Source organism: Wolbachia endosymbiont of Armadillidium vulgare str. wVulC, assembly GCF_001027565.1.
Taxonomy (GTDB): Bacteria; Pseudomonadota; Alphaproteobacteria; order Rickettsiales; family Anaplasmataceae; genus Wolbachia.
In genome coordinates, this window is sequence record NZ_ALWU01000001.1 from 1 (window position 1) to 19,556 (window position 19,556).

General features: G+C 34.2%; 15 protein-coding genes and 7 pseudogenes. 12 read left to right on the forward strand and 10 right to left on the reverse strand.

The window, feature by feature from the left end; genetic code table 11:
- Positions 1-191: 191 nt before the first annotated feature.
- The 5 genes and pseudogenes from wVul_RS00005 to wVul_RS00030 form a co-directional block, all read right to left on the reverse strand.
- Positions 192-738, reverse strand: a pseudogene (locus tag wVul_RS00005) (IS256 family transposase); the annotation flags it as partial.
- A gap of 249 nt (positions 739-987) precedes the next feature.
- Complete coding sequence (locus wVul_RS07940) at positions 988-2,256, reverse strand: IS4-like element ISWpi18 family transposase (protein ID WP_076611312.1); 1,269 nt, start codon at positions 2,254-2,256, stop codon at positions 988-990.
- An 89-nt stretch (positions 2,257-2,345) separates the two neighbouring features.
- Complete coding sequence (locus tag wVul_RS00020) at positions 2,346-3,062, reverse strand: hypothetical protein (RefSeq protein ID WP_153295345.1); 717 nt, start codon at positions 3,060-3,062, stop codon at positions 2,346-2,348.
- Positions 3,063-3,626: 564 nt separating this feature from the next.
- Positions 3,627-3,755, reverse strand: a complete 129-nt coding sequence (gene ykgO, locus wVul_RS00025) for a type B 50S ribosomal protein L36 (protein WP_047758654.1) — start codon at positions 3,753-3,755, stop codon at positions 3,627-3,629.
- Between the two features lie 69 nt (positions 3,756-3,824).
- On the reverse strand, positions 3,825-4,643 hold the full coding sequence (locus tag wVul_RS00030; protein ID WP_047758655.1) for a pyruvate, water dikinase regulatory protein: 819 nt from the start codon (positions 4,641-4,643) through the stop codon (positions 3,825-3,827).
- 126 nt (positions 4,644-4,769) lie between these two features.
- On the opposite strand from wVul_RS00030, the gene ccmC reads away from it, so the two are divergent.
- From ccmC to wVul_RS07945, 5 genes and pseudogenes are all read left to right on the forward strand, one after another.
- Positions 4,770-5,480, forward strand: coding sequence for a heme ABC transporter permease CcmC (gene ccmC / locus wVul_RS00035; protein ID WP_047758656.1), 711 nt, complete (start codon positions 4,770-4,772; stop codon positions 5,478-5,480).
- A 737-nt stretch (positions 5,481-6,217) separates the two neighbouring features.
- Complete coding sequence (locus tag wVul_RS09505) at positions 6,218-6,790, forward strand: IS110 family transposase (protein ID WP_202966465.1); 573 nt, start codon at positions 6,218-6,220, stop codon at positions 6,788-6,790.
- A 268-nt stretch (positions 6,791-7,058) separates the two neighbouring features.
- The gene (locus wVul_RS09510) at positions 7,059-7,457 is read left to right on the forward strand and encodes a hypothetical protein (protein WP_202966466.1); all 399 of its coding nucleotides are present in this window, start codon (positions 7,059-7,061) and stop codon (positions 7,455-7,457) included.
- Positions 7,458-7,500: 43 nt separating this feature from the next.
- Positions 7,501-8,489, forward strand: a pseudogene (locus tag wVul_RS00045) (IS110 family RNA-guided transposase).
- A gap of 168 nt (positions 8,490-8,657) precedes the next feature.
- Positions 8,658-8,917: pseudogene (locus tag wVul_RS07945) on the forward strand (transposase); the annotation flags it as partial.
- Positions 8,918-9,348: 431 nt separating this feature from the next.
- Here the strand turns inward: wVul_RS07945 and tyrS are convergent.
- From tyrS to rsfS, 3 genes are all read right to left on the reverse strand, one after another.
- Positions 9,349-10,599, reverse strand: coding sequence for a tyrosine--tRNA ligase (gene tyrS, locus wVul_RS00055; protein WP_047758658.1), 1,251 nt, complete (start codon positions 10,597-10,599; stop codon positions 9,349-9,351).
- An 83-nt stretch (positions 10,600-10,682) separates the two neighbouring features.
- On the reverse strand, positions 10,683-10,838 hold the full coding sequence (locus wVul_RS07950) for a hypothetical protein (RefSeq protein ID WP_153295347.1): 156 nt from the start codon (positions 10,836-10,838) through the stop codon (positions 10,683-10,685).
- Positions 10,829-11,146, reverse strand: coding sequence for a ribosome silencing factor (gene rsfS / locus wVul_RS00060; protein ID WP_047758659.1), 318 nt, complete (start codon positions 11,144-11,146; stop codon positions 10,829-10,831). The genes wVul_RS07950 and rsfS overlap by 10 nt, the downstream gene beginning before the upstream one ends.
- Positions 11,147-11,329: 183 nt before the next feature.
- Here rsfS and wVul_RS10360 point away from each other — a divergent pair.
- The 4 genes and pseudogenes from wVul_RS10360 to wVul_RS00080 form a co-directional block, all read left to right on the forward strand.
- Positions 11,330-11,452: pseudogene (locus wVul_RS10360) on the forward strand (AAA family ATPase); the annotation flags it as partial.
- A 273-nt stretch (positions 11,453-11,725) separates the two neighbouring features.
- Positions 11,726-13,052, forward strand: a pseudogene (locus wVul_RS00070) (IS110 family RNA-guided transposase).
- A 153-nt stretch (positions 13,053-13,205) separates the two neighbouring features.
- Positions 13,206-13,694, forward strand: a complete 489-nt coding sequence (locus wVul_RS00075) for an RNA pyrophosphohydrolase (RefSeq protein ID WP_047758660.1) — start codon at positions 13,206-13,208, stop codon at positions 13,692-13,694.
- Positions 13,684-14,472, forward strand: a complete 789-nt coding sequence (locus tag wVul_RS00080) for a TatD family hydrolase (protein WP_047758661.1) — start codon at positions 13,684-13,686, stop codon at positions 14,470-14,472. Before wVul_RS00075 ends, wVul_RS00080 begins: the two co-directional genes overlap by 11 nt.
- Positions 14,473-14,716: 244 nt before the next feature.
- Here wVul_RS00080 and wVul_RS07955 read toward each other — a convergent pair.
- Positions 14,717-15,501 (reverse strand): annotated as a pseudogene (locus tag wVul_RS07955) (IS5 family transposase).
- 33 nt (positions 15,502-15,534) lie between these two features.
- Between wVul_RS07955 and wVul_RS07960 the strand changes: the two are divergent.
- From wVul_RS07960 to dcd, 3 genes and pseudogenes are all read left to right on the forward strand, one after another.
- A pseudogene (locus wVul_RS07960) lies at positions 15,535-15,879 on the forward strand (transposase); the annotation flags it as partial.
- 124 nt (positions 15,880-16,003) lie between these two features.
- Positions 16,004-17,455: a TrkH family potassium uptake protein gene (locus tag wVul_RS00090; protein ID WP_047758663.1), complete on the forward strand. Its 1,452-nt coding sequence runs from the start codon at positions 16,004-16,006 to the stop codon at positions 17,453-17,455.
- A 415-nt stretch (positions 17,456-17,870) separates the two neighbouring features.
- Positions 17,871-18,428 (forward strand): dCTP deaminase, encoded by a 558-nt coding sequence (dcd, locus tag wVul_RS00095; protein ID WP_047758664.1) that lies wholly within the window; start codon positions 17,871-17,873, stop codon positions 18,426-18,428.
- Positions 18,429-18,433: 5 nt separating this feature from the next.
- Here dcd and wVul_RS00100 read toward each other — a convergent pair whose 3' ends face one another.
- Positions 18,434-19,438 carry a hypothetical protein gene (locus tag wVul_RS00100; protein WP_047758665.1) on the reverse strand — a complete coding sequence of 335 codons (1,005 nt, stop codon included), beginning with the start codon at positions 19,436-19,438 and terminating at the stop codon, positions 18,434-18,436.
- Between the last annotated feature and the right edge of the window lie 118 nt (positions 19,439-19,556).

The window sequence follows — 19,556 nt, forward strand, 5'->3', positions numbered from 1 at the left end:
TTATTTATTTTTTTTTTTTTTTTTTTCAAAAAAAATTTCCCTTTTTTAATTAAAAAAAAAATTTTTTTCAACCATTTTTTTTTGGGGCTTAGGAATAACCATTTTTTTCAAAATGAATTTTTTTTATTTTTGATGGCAACTTTTAACATAACCTGTTATTTTTGCCATTAGGAAAACACCATTATTTTATTGGCGGTGGGAAAGCTTTTTTTATCCCATTTACACCAGCTATTCAGAATGTCCTTCTATACCTCTCTTTTTTAGGTCATTTAATACACCCAACCAGAAGTTAGCTCCTTCGCTTTCAGCTAAATAAAAGCCCAGTACTTCTTTTTTACCATTTTGGTCTATGCCCAATATATTGTACATACATTTACTTACACAATGCCCATCCTCCTTGACCTTAAAAAACATGCCATCCATGAACACTATCGGGTATACAGATTGCAGTGGGCGACTGCGCCATTCATTGATTATCGGTAGCAATTTGTCGGTAATACTTGATATTTCTGCTGCAGATATTTTGTGATCATAAATTTCCTCAACATGTGACGCTATATCTCCATACCACTGGCAAATGTGCTTAAGACCTTTGCTTCAAGTTCGGGATGTAGGCTTGTTTGTCTTTTTCTAACTACTTGAGGTTCAAAGCTTCCCTCCCTATCTCTTGGTGTTAACAATTCAAATGAGCCTGCACTTGTACGTAAAGTTTTTCCCATTTCTTCGATTATCCTGTTTTCTTTTCCCTTACTATAGGTGTTGTTTTTACGCGTCCAGGGCCTCGTCAAGCTCCACGCCATTAAGGTAAGGGAAAGAGAAGTTAAGATTTGACAAAAAATTTGAAGAGATTGATAATTATGGTAAATATTAGGGTGAATTTTTAAGAAAAGGGAGTCTGAAAAATGCAAGTTATTTAAAAAAGTAATAATTGCAGGTTATTTTGCAAAGAATGTACTAATGCAATGATACTGAAAAGATATCTTGAATTTAAAACACATGTTTTCTAGCTCTTTTCTGGTAGTTGAGTGAACGAATATCAGATATCTTATGACGATCAACTCTTCTCCCTTTTCTTACCACTAAAGTGTTCATCAAAAATAACTGTGATAGTCGATCCATAATGCAGTCTATGTCTGACTCTGTAGAAAAAATATCAAAGGCTAAGTTTTTAATCGCATTAAATGAGACAGATTTATTGATGCTTTTTTTTAGTTTACTATTCTGTGCGCTCAATGTCTCTTCATCATCTTCTATCATGATACTTTCTAGATTACTGATGAAGATAGTTGACCAAAAATCCTGCTTGATAGTTTCAATACTTTTTCCTGTGAAATTCTCTAAATTTAATCTTCCCTTCAGCCTAGAAAAAAATGTTTCTACTCCCCAGCGCAAGTAATATAATCTCTCAAACTCTTCGACTGTAAAACTTTGCTCATCTAACAGAGATGTTACTAACACTTCAACTTCTCCAGAAGAAAGTATTATTTTGACTAACCTGAATTTCATCTCATCAGGTAATCCTAGCTTTCGTAGCTGTCTTGCTACTTTAATAGGTGCTACCACCATACTAGATGGGCTTTCCGGCTTAAACATAGCGTTTATTTCATTGAAAGACGAACTTGGACAGCGAATTATATAATTGATTTTCCTTCCTGTAAGCTCAGCAAGAAATCGATAAGATACGTATCCTCTATCACAGATTAACAAATCGTCTGATTTTATGGATTCAAGCATACCGATCGCTAAATCAACCTCATAGCTGTCACCTCTACTTAGCACAGATTTTATTGCAATATTATTTAGCACATCGTAGCAAACTTCAAAGGTTGCACTTGTATAGTCTTCAAATCTCTGGATTCCATTCCATACTGCTCTTGAGCCAAACTCGCCTATTATTTTGTCGCTCTTTGGCAGAATCAGTATTGAAGCATCAAATGCAAGTACTCTGAAGCCATGGTGGGTTTTAAATTCCTGATCTTGGTAGTATAGGGAAACTATATCATCATTTAACTCTGAAAACGCAGTATGCTTTAGCTTCTTTCTTGCTTGAGTAAATGCACTTGCCGTAATTGTGTAATCTTTTCTTGTATGCAGAACAAACTCATTAAGCATTACTTGTAATGACTTTACACTCTTTCTAAAAATCAGGAGAAATACATTAATGAAGGGCAGCTTTCTTTTTCGTGAGAAGTCTTTTGAGGATGCTCTGTGTGCGTTTATAAAGTTTAAACTCATCAATTTATTTTTTATAAACATGATTATTCTTTTTTTTACTCATGTCATTACTTCTTTTAATTTGTGGATCTTACCTGATTTTACAATACAGTCCATCACTTTCCCTTAACTTAATGGCAGTGGAGTTGACTAGGCCCTGCACACGTTTGAGCAAGAAGTAGAGTAAATGACGTGAATACAGGGAGGAAAACGAGCAAGGAAGAAGTCTGTAATGCTATTTTTATATTTCCTGATATTATAATCTTTTTTGCTTTATTATTAAGACTTTGATATATATTCTCAATATTAGTGTCATCCTTAACATAAGCTGTTAGTTTTTTTTCGATTATCTCTATAAGCCCACTATTTAGTATAGAGAAATACTGGGGTGGATAAAACCTTAATTTTACTTTATCACCGTTGAGAAGGTTTTTGATGTTTTCTTTGCATAATTTAATTTTCTCGACCTTAGATGAAATTTCGGTTATTTTTTCACTCTTTGTAACAAGTACTTTACCCTGTTTAACATCCACTTCTTTACCAGATAACTCAGATGTCTCTTTGCGCAATAGCTTCTGCTCGTCTTGCAGCTTTTTTAGCCCCTCATCCATTACACCTTGCAACTTTTGATTTATCTTATCCAGGTCTCCTTTTGCTTCTTTTAGTAAATTTTTATAAGTAAAATACTTTAACAAAATAGGTAAAATTGAAGAGTCTTTCCTATAAGCAAAAGCGAAGACATTCAAGGTAACCTGATTAGGTATTATTTCTTTTGGTAAAACTACTTTACGTAGATCCTCTGAAACTATATCTGCTAGGTAAGCTTTATAATCTTTTTTTGTTACCATCAACTGATCTATAAAGTTCTTTGTTACTGAATACCTTAGCTAATGCTTTCGTGTCAGATTCTATAATATTGCTCAACATTAAAACTCCCTAATTCATCGTTTTGTACATACAGCTTAATAGTATTTTAATGACATGTCAAATTAATGTAATTATTAACTATATTATTTAATTCATCAAGCTCTATCTAAATAATGGTTATGCAAGAAGTCTACTCCTATTGTACGTCAAGAACAACCACAAGTTCATTAGGGCTCACATAAACTAAAGCATTTTTTGCTCGCTCATCAAGCAAATCCAAATCTAAGCTTTCCTAATATAAACCGAATACTTTGTTGTTCAACTTTTCCTTTTCAAAAGAGATAACCTTTAGCAAAAGTTTATTGTAATTGATTTCTTTTTTAAAGTGGATTAATGTTAACAAGCCATGTTTGCCTGTAATCGTGCTAATACTAAAATATAATGTAAGAGAAGAAATGAGCAAGGCTATACTCAAGTATAACAACTTTTCTTTCTAGATACAACCACCATGCTTCCATATATGATATGAGAAGGTGAATAAAAAGCTAAGAACCTTGACGCGCTTTACATCTTGGCTTTACCTTATTTATAACGTAAATCTTACCATCCCTTTTCACAACTTTACAATTTTTATCTCTATTGCGATAAGATTTTAGCGACGCTTTAACTTTCATATCTATATTAAGAACTAAATTACCCTACATTATGATTATTTATAGAGAGTTAGTCAATTGGTAAATTTTTCACATTTTATTAAAATATTGTATAATTGTTGCTGATACTTCCTCGATTGATTTACGCGTAACATCAATAATTAGCCAATTATTCTGCTTAAAGAGTTCCTCTGCTTCTTTAATTTCCTTTTCTACTTTTCTAGGATCAGCATATATATTATTATCTTTGTTATTAATTGAAGTAAGTCTATTTTTGCGTATTTCTACTAGTCTACTTGGGTTTATTGTTACTCCTATCGCCAGCTTATTTTTTAATTTTGCCGAATCGACATAAAAGGGTACTTCACTAATAAAAGGAACATTTGCAACCTTGTAGCCTCGATAAGCTAAATACATACTAGTGGGAGATTTTGATGTGCGTGAAACTCCAACCAAAATTATATCTGCTTTATCAATATCTTGAATGTTTTGTCCATCGTCATGATTGATAGTGTAGTTTATTGCCTCAATGCGCTGAAAATATTCGTTATTTATCTCAGTATGCAAGTCAAGCTTTTCGTCTTTTTCAATTTCAAGATAGGATGAAATTTCCTTAATAATATGTGATAATATTGCTCTGTAGGGAATTTTCAGCTTTATACAGTTATCTTTTAGATATTTTCTTAGCTCATCATCAGTAATAGTGCATATAACAAAATTATGCTCATCACTTTTTCTATTAATTTCCTCCAGAATTTTGTCAATCTGCTCTTCTCCTTTTACGAAAGACCAAACATATTCGATCGTTTCTACAGAACGAAAGTGTTTCAGGGCTGATTTTGCAACTGATATAACAGTTTCACCACTTGAATCTGATACTAAGTGTAGATTAAGCTTTTTAAGGGTCATATGGCAAATAGGCAACCTGCTCTGAAATTATGCTAATTTATTGACCTACGTAAATATAGAAAAACTATCTTGTTGATAAAAGTCAAACTAATTGGTAAATTCTTAACACAATTATCCTCAAAACAAATGTTTTTATTAAAGCCTACAAATTTCACTTCTTTTTCTAAAAAAGCACTACCTTGGCTTGGGGTTATTTGTTTCGCATGTTTTTTAATTGGAATGTTTTTGGCGTTATTTTTTTCCCCAGAGGATTATAAACAAGGAAAAATTGTACGAATTATGTACATTCATGTGCCTTCTGCATGGCTTGCTCTTGGAATATATGGACTTATTGCATCACTCAGTTTCATTTCGTTGGTGTGGAACAATAGCATTGCTAGTATCTTGGCACATGCTGCTGCTCCTGCAGGGACAGTCTTTTCGGCAATATGTTTAATCACAGGCAGCATTTGGGGAAAAGGAACTTGGGGCACTTGGTGGGTATGGGATGCAAGGCTTACTTCAATGCTGATTTTATTTTTCCTATATGTTGGCTACCTTTCATTGTGGAGCGCTTTTGACAATAAAGCAAGGGCAGAAAAATCAGCAGCAGTATTTGCCATTTTTAGTGCTATAAATATTCCCATAGTAAAATTTTCTGTGAATTTATGGTCTACTCTTCATCAGCCAGCAAGTATTCTAAGAAGAGGTGGAGTAGCAATAGAAAGTTCTTTACTGTTGCCACTCATTGTAATGTTTATGTTTTATGCCACATTTTTTTTAGTAGTGTGGATACTGTACTCACTTTACTTAATTAATTTGTACAAAATAAAAAGAGAAATCAGTATGCGGTATTAGATAGTCTTGCAATTCTATAGAAGAATATGCTAGAGAAAATTAAGCAAAATACCTTTGGTCATTTCAGATACCCATAGGCATCAAGTTAAGAGAATACGCCCAATATAGCAACCATTTAGGGTAGATATCTTATTTGTTATATTTATTTTTTAAGAAATCTTGATCTAAAATAAGATAATTTTTTTTAAGAGTCTATAAATTACTAATTTTATTGTTTAATGTCTAAAATAGTTTTTACCGCTTCCCTTCTTGTATCTTGTAAAAAGCATCTAATGTTTTAAGCTTAAGCATTAGGTGGAGGAGGGAAGAACTCTGTTTCTCCTCTTAGATATAAAATCTGTAAGAAAGATAAGAGTTCCCTCCTCAAAAGTATAGGCTGGACGGTATCGTAGAAAGACCTAAATGGCTCTAATTCTGTATCCACAAGGTTAGCATCGGACAGATATAAAACCTGTCAAACCAGAAAGAAACTCCTATTTTCTACTTTTTTGAATATAATTTTACGGAGAAGCGCTTCTGCAGTTATAGCCGAGTAGGCAATGGTGCCTTAGTGCCCGTAGGTTAGCATGGTTTTGGAAAGAAAACCACTGATGGAGTCTTTGAGACTACCTCGATTAGAAGAGCGTATAATTCAACCGTTCCAAGCTGAAGTGCTTTTCAATTATTATATGATGGAGGTTAGAAATGGCAAAAACAAAAAGTAAATTAGAGGTCTGATGCGGCAGGAATAGATATCTGTGCATTATGTATGTGTACCAGAAGGAAGAGATAAACAGAATATACAAAAATTCTGCTGCTTCACAGAAGATCTTTATAACTTAGCAAAGTGGTTAAAGAGGTGCAAAGTTACTACAATAGCCATGGAATCAACAGGAGTGTATTGGATCCCCTTGTTTCAAGTACTTGAATCATATGGATTTGAAGTAAAATTAGTAAACGCAAAATATGTTAAGAATGTGCCTGGAAGAAAATCTGATGATTGCCAGTGGTTACAACAACTGCATAGCTATGGACTGCATTTAGACCAGATAATCAAATTTGTGTATTACGCAGGACAACGAGATAACCTAATAAAAAGTGCAGCAGCACACATTCAACGTATGCAAAAAGCGTTAATTCAAATGAACATTCAATTGCATAAGGTGATAAGCGATATAACAGGAGTTACTGGCATACAAATTATTAAAGCAATACTTGAGGGTGAAAGAAATCCAGAAAAATTAGCTGAATTAAGAGATGGACGAATAAAAAATGATAAATCTACCATTGCAAAAGCATTAACTATAGAGAGGAACACCTGTTTACACTAAAACAAGAGTTTGAGCTATACAATATTTATCAGGAAAAAATAGCAGAATGTGATAGAAGTATTGAAGGATATTATAAAACATTTGAGACAAAGTCAGGTGGGAACAAGCTATGTAATAAAATAAAGCGTAAGTCTACAAAACATAGGCCAAATTTTGCTATACACGAAGAACTGCATAGAATTACAGGTAGGGATTTCACAAAAGTTCCAGGACTTGATGTAGTAACCATACAAACAATAATTTCAGAAACTGGCATAAACCCTAATAGATGGCGGACAGAAAAACACTTTTCATCGTGGTTAGCCCTGCCAATAAAATTACAGGAGAAAAAGTGTTTAGCACAAGAACGCGTAAAGTCATTAATCGTGCTGCAAATGCATTTCGAATAGCTGCTCACTGTGTATCAAGAAGCAACAGCGGAATAGGTGCGTACTGTAGAAGAATAAAGAGACGACTAGGTGCACCAAAAGCAATCACGGCTACCGCAAGAAAACTAGCATGCATTTTTTATAGTATGCTAAAGTATGGGCAAGAATATGTTGAAAAAGGAATGAACTATTATGAAACACGTTACAAAGAGAGAGTTAAAAAAAACTTGATCAAAAAAGCACAGGAATTTGGCTACATCTTAGTTCAAAAAGATGAACTGGTTGAGGGAGTTTCTTAGAAGCCTTACTTTTCGTTTTAAATGGTAATGTATGGGGTTATATATGATCAACAACTTTCTTGGAATTGATGTATCAAAAGATCGCTTTGATGTTTTTCTTTCATTCATAAGTAAAAAAGAAAAGCGTGAAACTAGGAAAAGGAGCTTTAAGAACGATGATCTTGGGTTTCAAGGTCTGCTGAGTTTTCTACAAAAGCATAATGTGGAAGAAGTAAAGGCATGCATGTGGTTGTTATAGCGAAGCTTTGGCTGAATTTCTGCACAATGCTGGACATTTTGTTAGTGTTGTAAATCCTTATTGTATTAAATCTTATACAAGGAGTAAGCTCGTAAGACAAAAGAATGATCAGACTGATGCAGAAATTATTGCTGATTATTGCCAAAGACAGGAACCAACTCGTTGGACACCACCTTCTTCTGAAATGAAAAAATTAAAACATCTTTATCGTTGCTCAGTTGCGTTAAAAGAATTAGTAAATAACCACCTAGAAAAAAAAGAGAGACTGCCTAAAGAAGTTGCAAATGCTTGGGAGGATCTTGCAACGAATATAGTTAAAAAAATAGAAATAATAAAAAACTCCATACGCAAACTATTAAAGCAGCACAAAGAATTGTTGGAAAATTTTCAGCTTCTATTGACTATTCCAGGAATAGGAGAGGAATCAGCAATAGCTATTTTAGCTGAAATCCCTGACATAAAAGCTTTTAGAGATGCCAGGCAATTGGCAGCATATACAGGAGTTATACCGAAAAATATAACATCAGGTTCATCTGTACATTCTAAACCAAGATTAAGTAAATCAGGTTCACAAACATTACGTAAGGCCCTTTTCTTTCCTGCCATAGTAGCCAAGAATCACAATCCTATCATTGTGAGTTTTTGCCAAAGACTAAAGAAGAAGGGTAAGCATAATATGGCAATTGTGGGAGCGTAAGCTACTCCATATCATTTTCGGTATCCTGACATCCAAAAGTGCTTTTGATCCAAATCATATCAAGAATTACAGAACTAGGATGTTGACTGTAGTTTAAAATCAAAAAATGCTTCCAATCCATTCAACATATTCACTAACTGTAATCTGTGTACTGTTACACAATCAGAAGTATTTTTTGATTTTATGATACAGCTTGAGTAATTTTTTTGTTGACTAGCAAGACGGTATCTTTCTTATGCCACTTTTCCTTAACTTGACGCCTATGCTCTTCAATAGAGGCCTAAAACTCGTCACTAAAGTGAAGAAAGGTATGAAAAACGCACTGATTTCGCTGAAAGAGAAGATTTTGCTAAGAAAAAGATCGATTGTTGAGACGGTTTTTGATTCCTTGAAAAACAAGTTTGAGATTGAGCATACAAGACACAGATCACCAATAAATTTCCTAATTCATGTTTTTCTGTCTTGATTTCCTATTTCATGCAGTCGAAAAAGCCCTCTATTTCTACTCCTTTCTTTGCTAGCTAATCCATAGTTGGGGTCTTAGGGTCGCAGCTGTACGGACATTATGATTTAAGCATATCAGATCTCAGTGCTCAGACACTAGCTGAGTTGGTGAATGTAAAAGTAGCTAATTTTTTGTGTTAAAATGCAGCGTTTTTGATGATGATGGAAAAATGAATCCCAGTGTTACGCACTGGAATGACATCATTTACTACGCAAATTGCCACAATGTTCGTACAGCCACGCACTTTATTTGCACATTAGCCAACTTTCCTGAACAGATACGAAATATGTTTTGTAAATGCTCGTTAATTGTTCTAATGCATGATACAAAACATCAGTCCGTATATCTCCATTTGAAGTTGTATATAATAGAATTTCGCTTTCTAATATCTTTTCAGTTGTTTTATACACAATTTCTCATTTGTATGAAATTTACTTTCTCGCTTCAAAATCTAACCCACCACAACTTTGATATGACGTTTCTTTCCTGCAGATAATTTGATAAATGGCTGACCTTTAAAGCTCTCGAAATTTATTACATGATCAATATTGTTTACAACATTATCATTAATCTTGCATCCATTGCCCTGTATTAAACGCTTTGCTGCACTTTTTGAAGGTTCAAAACCGGTGTCATGCAGCAGGTCTATCAAGGGTATGCCACTTGCAACTTGTTCTCTTGTGATAGTGTAACCAGAAAGCAATGAACTGTCTTCATTTTCAAAAGCAGAGATTGCAGCAGATCGTGCAAGTTCTGCTTCTTTGCAACCATGACATATTTTTGTCACTTCTGTTGCCAAGACCTTTTTTGCTTCATTTATTTCTTGATCCTTCAAGGACTCTAGTTTTTTAATTTCATCAATTGATAAATCGGTAAAAAGTCTCAAAAAACGACCAACATCTTGATCATCAACATTGCGAAAATATTGCCAATAATCGTAAGGCTTTAGCATACTGCCATCGAGCCATATAGCTCCACTTTCAGTTTTGCCCATTTTTTTTCCTTGTGCATTTAATAAAAGAGGCATGGTAAGACCAAACAGCTCAGGTAAATTCAACTTTTTGCCAAGTTCAATTCCGTTTACTATATTTCCCCATTGGTCTGACCCTCCGATCTGCAGACGACAATCATATTTTTTGTTTAATTCAGTAAAGTCGTAAGCTTGCAATAGCATGTAATTAAATTCCAGAAAGCTTAAGGTTTGCTCTTTATCCAGCCTAATTTTCACACTATCAAAACTTAGCATACGATTTACAGAAAAATAAGCTCCTATATCACGCAAAAAATCTATGTATTTTATGTTATCCAACCAATCTGCGTTATTTACTATCATTGCACCAGTCTTGCTGTCATTAAAAGACACCATTCTCTCTAATATTCCCCTTATACTGGATATATTTTGATTGATGTTCTCTACGGGCAAGATGCTTCTTGTTTTATCTTTGAAGGATGGGTCACCAATTTTTGTTGTACCACCTCCAAGTAGGACTATCGGCTTATAACCAAATTTTTGCAGGTGACGGAGCATCATAATCTGAATTAGGTGACCAGCATGAAGACTTGGTGCTGTGCAATCAAACCCAATGTATGCGACTATATAATTGCTTTGCAATAATAATTGATCTAGTCCTTCAATGTTTGTGCACTGATATAGATATCCTCTTTCTTGAATGAAGTTTAAAAATTCGGACTTGTGTTTCATTTGTACCTCAGCTTACACTGTTATTAATGTGAAGGCAGTTTTCACAGAGAAAGATGTCATCCCAGTGCTCAGACACTGGAAACTTAATTATAAACAAATACACTATAAAACGTTTTCGATATGAAAAACTGGATTCCAGCGTCACGCGCTGGAATGACACTACCATCTACATAGGAGTTGCCTTCAAAATTACCACATTTGAGCAATTGTATACCAGCTATCTGGATAATCAATTCCATAACTCTTCTATTTTATAATACTCCCTTACTTCTGGCCTGAATATGTGAACCATTATGCCTTGAAAATTCACAATTACCCAATTACCTTCATCCATACCTTCTACATCTATTTTATCATATTGCTTAAGATTTTCCATTACGTGCTCAGCTAACGCTTTCACATGGCGGCTCGAATCACCAGATGCAATGATCATATATTTTGCAATGACGGTTTTATTCTGCACATCAAAAGTAACTATATCGTGACCTTTGTTTTGATCTATTACATCTACAATCGTACTTTTTATTGACTCTGTATCACCAGTCATTATTCTAAACCATATAATTTATTTATGATTATACACTCAAAACTTCTGAATGTGAACTATTTTTGATATGCTTTTAGCATAACGTTTATAATACATATTCTTTTATTTGTAATGTATGATAGCTTTCTGATGATATGATCATTTACTTAATCAGGTAGTGGCAAACTTACGATTGTAAAAGAGATGTGTAATATTATTGATGGGGTGATAGTAGACAATAACCTGTTTAGTAATATTATATTTGATATGATTGACTTAAGAAACGCTGAGGTTACAAGTGAAATATGGGAAAAAATTTTTGTGATTAGCATCGAACAGGCAAAACCTGTCAAACCAAAAAGAAACTCCCTAATTTAAGTTTTTAGTAATTTGTTGGTATAATTGCGTAGGAAGCACTTCTGCAGTTATGACCGATATCCCAATGGTGCCACAGTGCCCGTTGGTTAGCATGGTTTTGAAGGTGACGGTTAAACCATTGATGGAGTCTATTCAGACTACCTCGTTTAGGAGAGTGCCTTAATTTTACCGTCTCAAGCTGAAGCGCTTCTTCAATGATAAATTATATACTAAAGATATAAAATGGCAAAAGTAAAAAATAAGTTGGAAGTAATGAACCCTAATGCGGCAGGAATAGATATCTGTACATTATGTATGTGTTCCAGAAGGAAGAGATGAGCAACATATCCAAAAGTTTGGTTGTTTTACAGTGGATCTGCATAACTTAGCAAAATGGTTGAAGAAGTGTGAAATTAAAACGGTAGCTATGGAATCAACGGGAGTATATTGGATTCCTTTATTTCAAATACTTGAATCATATGGATTTGAAGTAAAATTAGTAAACGCGCGGCATATTAAAAATGTACCTGGTAGAAAATCTGATGTTCAAGATTGCCAGTGGTTGCAACAGTTACATAGCTATGGACTGCTCCAAGGATCATTTAGACCAGATGATCAAATTTGCGTACTGCGTGGCTACGTCAGACAACGTAATAATCTAATCAGAAGCGCAAGTACACACACTCAACGCATGCAAAAGGCATTAATTCAGATGAACATTCAGTTACATAAGGCAATTAGTGATATTAATGGTGTAACAGGTATTAGGATTATTGAAGCGATAATTGAAGGTGAAAGAGATCCTGAAAAATTAGCTGAATTAAGGGATGGACGAATAAGAAATGATAAATCTACTATTGTAAAGGCATTAACCGGTGACTACAGAGAGGAACACTTGTTTACACTTAAGCAAGAATATGAAGCATATACTTTTTTCCAGGAACAAATAAAGGAATGTGATAGAAGCGTTGAAAGCTACTATAAAACATTTGAAACAAAATCTGATGAGAGCAAATCAACAAGTAAAGCACAAGGCAAGCAAAAAAATGATCCAAACTTTAATTTGCATGAAGAATTATACCGGGTTATCGGGATAGATTTTACTAGAGTTCCAGGATTCAGTGTACTAAGTATACAGACCATAATCTCAGAGACTGGTATCAACCATAACAAATGGCCAACATTTTCGTCTTGGTTGGGGCTGAGTCCTGGTAATAAAATCACTGGAGAGAAAGTGTTTAGCACGAAAACTTGTAAAGTCGTAAATCGTGCTGCAAATGCCTTACGGCTTGCTGCACAATGTGTATCAAAAAGTAATACTGCTCTTGGTTCACAATGCAGAAAGTGGAAAAAACGACTGGGAGCTCCAAAAGCGATCACTGCTATGGCAAGGAAATTAGCATGTATCTTTTATAATATGCTAAAGTATGGACAAGAGTATGTCGAAAAAGGAATTGATTCTTACGAAAAACTTTATCAAAACAGGGTTATGAAAAATCTGAGTAAAAAAGCTTCTGAATTTGGCTATATCCTGGTAAAAAAAGATGAGTTAGTTCAAGGAGTTTCTTAGGAGAGAGAATATGTTAGCAATATTGGAAAAATACCATAAAGCATTATATATTTACAAATGAAAGGAAGTTGCAGAAAAAATTGTTGAAAGAATAAATGGTATATAAAGTAGTTGGAGCTTCTATGATAAATAATTTAGTAACAGAGAGTATTTGTGATTAGGCAAGAGAAAAAGTATCGCCCTTGTGTTGGCATAATGCTATTTAATAAACAGGGGAATGTTTTTATTGGAAAACGCTTTGACAGTGACTCTTATTGGCAGATGCCACAAGGGGGAATTGACGATGGTGAAGAGCTAAAGCAGGCAGCACTACGTGAGCTATTGGAGGAAGTTGGTACTGATAAAGTAGAAGTTGTGACTAAAAATAAAGAGTGGATACACTACAACTTACCTGAGGAAATTATACCAACATGCTGGAATGGGAGATATTCTGGCCAAAAGCAAAGGTGGTTCTTAATGAAATTTTATGGAGAGGATAAGGATATTAATATTAACTATACTGATCATCCAGAGTTCAAGGAGTGGCGTTGGCAAAATGTGGATGATTTGGTAGCCAGTGCCATACCGTTCAAAAAAGAAGTTTATAAAACAGTGATAGAAGAGTTTTCTTCTATCATAAAAGGATCTATTTATGATAGTTGATTCTCATTGTCATCTACTTTATTTTTCTGATGATGAAATACCGAAAGTAATTTCAAGGGCAGAACAAAATGGTGTGAGAATTTTGCATAACATATGCATAAGCGTTGATGATATTCCTAAGTTATTAAAGATCTCTTCATCCTATGATCAAATCTACTACTCTGTTGGTATACATCCGCTTGATGCTACTGTGGAAAAAGGTGAGTGTATACATGTTGATGAATTGATGGAGTTTACTAAGGATCAAAAGGTAATTAGTATCGGTGAAACCGGATTAGATTTTTATAAATCTGATAACAAAAGCAATCAAAAGAAAAGTTTTGCATCACACATAGAAGCGGCAAGAGTAACAGGATTACCTTTAGTTATTCACACTAGAAGTGCTGATAGTGAGATGATTGATATGTTAAATTCAGAGATGAAGAATGACGCTTTTAATGGAGTAATGCACTGCTTTGCTTCCTCTAAAGAGCTTGCTTATAAAGCTATGGATTTAGAATTGTACATCTCATTTTCTGGAATTATTACTTTTAAAAATGCGAGCTTACTCAGAGAAATTGCACAAAATGTACCACGTGAGCGTGTTTTAGTTGAAACTGATGCACCTTACCTGTCACCTGAGCCTTATAGAGGAAAAAAAAATGAACCGGCAATGGTAAAATATGTTGTGAGTTGTTTGGCAGAGCTGTGGAATGAGTCACCGGATGAAGTAGCAGAGGTAACCACTAATAACTTTTTTAGGCTATTTACAAAGCTGATCTATAAGAAAATTTCGTAAACTCTCTTTTGCCGCTTGATTTTCGTTATAAATTAAGCTGATATTGAAGATTTTTTCAGCTTTTATAACTATAATCCATAAGCTTACACCTAAGATCGAAAAAAGCACAGAAAAATGAGTATTGCTAAAATTAAAATATTCAAAAAACCTAGTATATAGATTAATCATAAAAAAAATTACGCCGATGTTGCACATAACAGAATTATTATGCTTTATTCCATAATAAATTGCTCTAAGAACCTGTTTAAAATCTTTTGAGGAGTAAAGCAGTGAAAGCAAGAACGACCATTTGCAAGCTGGTGTTGAGTTTACGTTCGCAATTTTTCCACAATCGTCTGCACTTTTCCAACCAAGCAAAAGAGCGTTCAACAACCCATCTCTTTGGCAATACAACAAAAAAATGTAATTCACTTCGCTTTATTACCTCAACAGTTGCACCAATGGTAGCTTTTATTTGAGTTGCAAAATTTTCTCCTGTATAGCCGGCATCAACAAGTATATTTGTAACTGCCGAGAGGTTTTCTTTAGCGTTCTCGACCATTTTCACAGCACTGCTACGATCAGTTGCTTCTGCAGTTGTCAGATGAATTGCGTGTGGTAAATCTTGAGTATCAACTGCTATATGACGTTTTATACCAGAAATCTTTTTACCAGCATCATATCCTTTCTTTTCAGCGGTATCTGTGTTTTTAACACTTTGGGAATCAATTATACAGAAGCTTGTTTTCTCTTTCCGACCATTGTTCTCTCCAACTAATTTTTTTTAAGACCAGTTCGAGTAAACTTGGTTCTTCTCCATTTTTCTTGTTCCAGATTTGAAAATAGTAATATGTATTTTCCCATCTTGGTTGGCAGCATTCTCCACTGGCAGGAGCTTTTTAGGACGTATAACACTCCACAAAATACTTCATATAAATCAAGCTTTCTTGGTTTTATTTTCTTCCTGCTACTCTCCAGAATCGTCCTGATCTTTTCAAATTGTTCTCTACTTACATCGCTTGTTTTGCATAGATATACCTCATTTTTAATCTATGCCTATTCTACCTCATCTATCCGAGATTCTTAACATGTTCTAAGAAAACTCAACGAATCAGTATGATTGCAGCCTTAAATGGAAGAAAGGTAGTTGTTCCGTTAACATTTGAAGGCCACTGTAATATGTTAATAAATGGTTTGAGCAGTTTTTGACACCGATCTGGACAAACTTTGATAATGCTACTTTTCATAAGTCTAATAAGATTACTGAACTTGCTAAAGGAGTTGGTGCAGAAATTTTATATCTACCGCCTTATTCTCCCGATTTTAACAAAATTGAGCATTGTTGGTTTGCTATAAAAAACAGAGCTAGGAAAAACATCCCTCTATATCACATCTTTTCGTCATGCTGTTGATTCTGCTTTTCTATAAGCTTTTCGGACTATTATGAAAAGAGCTATAAATTTAGTTACTGTAGATACGCATATTAAGTCAAAAGAAAAAATTAGCAAAGCGGTTGAAATTTAAATAACATATAGCTTTCGCGGTGCTACCTATGGAAAATCTGCAAACTTTACGTTCAATTGCGTTTATTGTGGGAATTTTCCTATTGTTGTTTGGCTTAGCAATGCTTATTCCTGCTATTACTAATAATTATCTAGGTTACGAATGGAAAAATTTTCTGGTTGGATTTATAGTTACCTGCACATTTAGTGCAATTTTTATTTTACTGGGTAAACTAAATAAGTTACATGGAATGCCAGCAATTTTTGCGATTACCAGTTGTACCTGGATTGCATTATCTCTATTTGCAGCTATTCCATTCTATCTTGATAGTCTAAGCTACATCGATGCACTATTTGAAGCAGTATCTGGGATTACAACCACAGGAGCAACTGTGCTCAGTGACATTGAACAACAATCTCCGGGAATATTGCTATGGAGAGCAATGCTGCATGGTATAGGAGGATTTGGAGTAATTACTATAGGAATTGCAGCTTTTCCCATATTTAAGGTTTTGAGCTTAAATAATTTACTCTATTCTGAATATTCAGATGCTATCAAAAGAAGGTTGCCACATACGCGAAGCGTAGTGATACATATTGCAGAAATATATTATGGCTTAATTTTATTGTGCATATTTTCCTATTATCTAGCTGGTATGCCATTATTTGACGCAATATGTCACGGAATGTCCGCTGTATCAACTGGTGGATTTGCTAACTATAACGATTCTATAGGTCACTACAATAACTCTATGTTAGAAGTCATAACAATCATTTTTATGATTTTGGGTTCTCTACCTTTTCTTAGCTATTTAAAAATTATAAGACAATTAGACGTTTACCATGATGAACAGGTCTCTTGCTTTATTAAGATATTGATTATCTCATCTTTGTTTGCTTATTTTTGGTTATATAAAAATTTTAACTTAGGAGCATTTTTATCATTTAGGTACAGCACATTTACTATTACCTCTTTTATCACATCAACTGGCTATGTAATGTGCAACTACTTGGATTGGAGCTTTATTTCAGTCTTAGCTTTTTTTCTAACCTTTATTGGTGGGTGTAGTGGTTCTGCCAGTGGTGGAATCAAAATCTTCCGTTTGATCATTTTTCTAAGGTCTATAAGGAATTACTTTAGCTCTTTATTCAATCCAGGTGCAAATGATAGAGTAAAATTCAATGGTAAAATCCTGAAGAATGATGAAGTTCAATCTGTCTTTACGTTTTTTGCAATTTACATATTAACGTTCACTGTATCGTCAATAGTGATGTCTTACTTAAGCAATGCGGACTTTGTAACTAGTATTAGCTCAGTTTCTGCAATGCTTACAAACTCTGGTCCAGGATTCAGTAACCTAATAGGTCCTTCAGGTAATTATTCCTCCTTTAGTGGCGGAGTAAAACTGTTTCTATCATTTTTAATGCTACTTGGCAGACTTGAAATATTGCCAATTTATTTTTGTATAGGTAGCTTATTATTACTTAGTAGGAAAAATTAAAGCGAACATCTTGCATGTGATTTTTACTGAGAGTCATTTAGGTCTTGACAAACCTCTCTATGACGATTACCTTAACCTTAAGGGTATTTATACTTGTTTTTGACCTGCAGGCTCAACAACAAAAATTCAGTAAAAAACTTAGGGTACTTATTGGCGGATTACATAAAATTATAGCGGCTGCATGTCTTTTTTATTTTTTCTACATTCAGCCAAATCGCGCTTATTTTAAGCGTTAGCACATTATTACAGCGCCAGTTTAAATTATTATAGGGTCAAACTCACTACATGGGGATTCTTTTGCCTTTTTTCTATTTAGTAAATTTATTAACATTTCTCATTACAGTCAAGTAACACAGTTTACATTTAAATTTTATTTCATATTATTGTAAGTATTACAAAACTTTAAGGAAAAATTATGGCAGTTATGCCAGATAAATGGATAAGGGACAAAGCTGAAAACTCTGGAATGATAGAGCCTTTTGTGAATCATAAAAGCAGTAAGGGTGTCGTATCTTTCGGATTATCGTCTTATGGATATGATGCGAGAGTAGATAATAAGTTTAAGGTTTTTACTAATGTTAATTCAGCTGTTGTAGATCCCAAGAATTTTTCTGAGAATAGTTTCATAGATAAGGAAACAGATGTATGTATAATTCCACCAAATAGTTTTGTACTTGCCAGCACAGTGGAATATTTTCGTATACCAAGGAATATACTGGTAATTTGTGTTGGTAAATCAACTTATGCAAGATGTGGTATTATAGTAAACGTCACACCTTTAGAACCTGGATGGGAAGGTCACGTCACACTTGAATTCTCAAACACTACTCCACTTCCTGCAAAAATTTACGCTAATGAAGGTGCATGCCAATTTGTGTTTTTAAGCGGCGAAGGTGAGTGCGAGAAATCATATGATGATATGAAGGGAAAATATATGAACCAACATGGTATCACTTTGCCGCTGGTGAAATAATCACCTTAGGTAAAGCGTGATATTGTTTCGTTGTACTGAAGATTACTAAGATGAGTTTTAACTAATTCATTATATTCTTTATCGCCTAAAACTGCACGCGCAGAGTGGTTTTTAAATGATTCTATAAAGCTAATAAAGAAATTTGTAGAAGGATTACTTAAAGCTTCTGCAACTTCTTTTTTTTCTTTGTCATTGGAAAGCTGATTAAATAGTTCTTCTCCCTTTTTTTGCAACTCATTTTCGAATTCCTGCTTTATAGTATCCTTATTCGCTTTTTGCAAGAAGTTAAACTCTTCAAAAGTGTACAAGGAAGAGACAATGCTATTGAAGGTGCCAGTAAAACATGCATTTCCACCACGCACTCCGTATTCTGTTTGCGATTCTACTAAATGTTTAACCAGTTGATACTTTCTCTGTAATATGCGGATATTAATATTTATATTACGATCAGCACTTTTTTTATTTTCATCATTACAAGCTCTCCAGACCAAACTTAAAACTTGCTTCAATGTTAACTTGCTTCCACTATTTAGGTCGGAGTTATTCTTTATACGCTTCAAACACTCAAGTGCATGTTTTTTCTCATCTTCTGTAAGTTGGTCTTTATCTGCAGCTTTCTGCGCTCCATTTGCTATACACTCTAGCTCATTGATAAAATTTTCTATTTCTTGTGTAAATCCATCTTCAACATCAAGCTCACCATAGTTTTCTCTTAGCTTTTGAATGTTGATACTGATTGCATTATTTACATCAGTATCATGTGTTGTTTGTGGAATACGTGCTGCCTCCATAAATGCTTCAGCCCTTTGCCCTAACCATCCTGGCATTTTGCCTCCTGCAAGAGAATATAGCTTTAGAATCAATACTAGGACAAGAACAGTAAATGCTATAAGTAATGCTATAGCTAAACCGATGACAAGCCACCTCACAGGAGCTAGTAAAATATCTCTTGCTTTTTTTAATTTTGACGGTCTTTGTACGTTATCTGGTGTATTTACCACTGCTGGCATAATTAGTTTAAGTTAATATTAATGCTGCTATTGTACTATATTTTCCTTTGTTTTTCAACAAAATTTTTATCCCCGTGCTTTCTCATTCTTTCTCATAATTGCTATAGATGCATTTTTT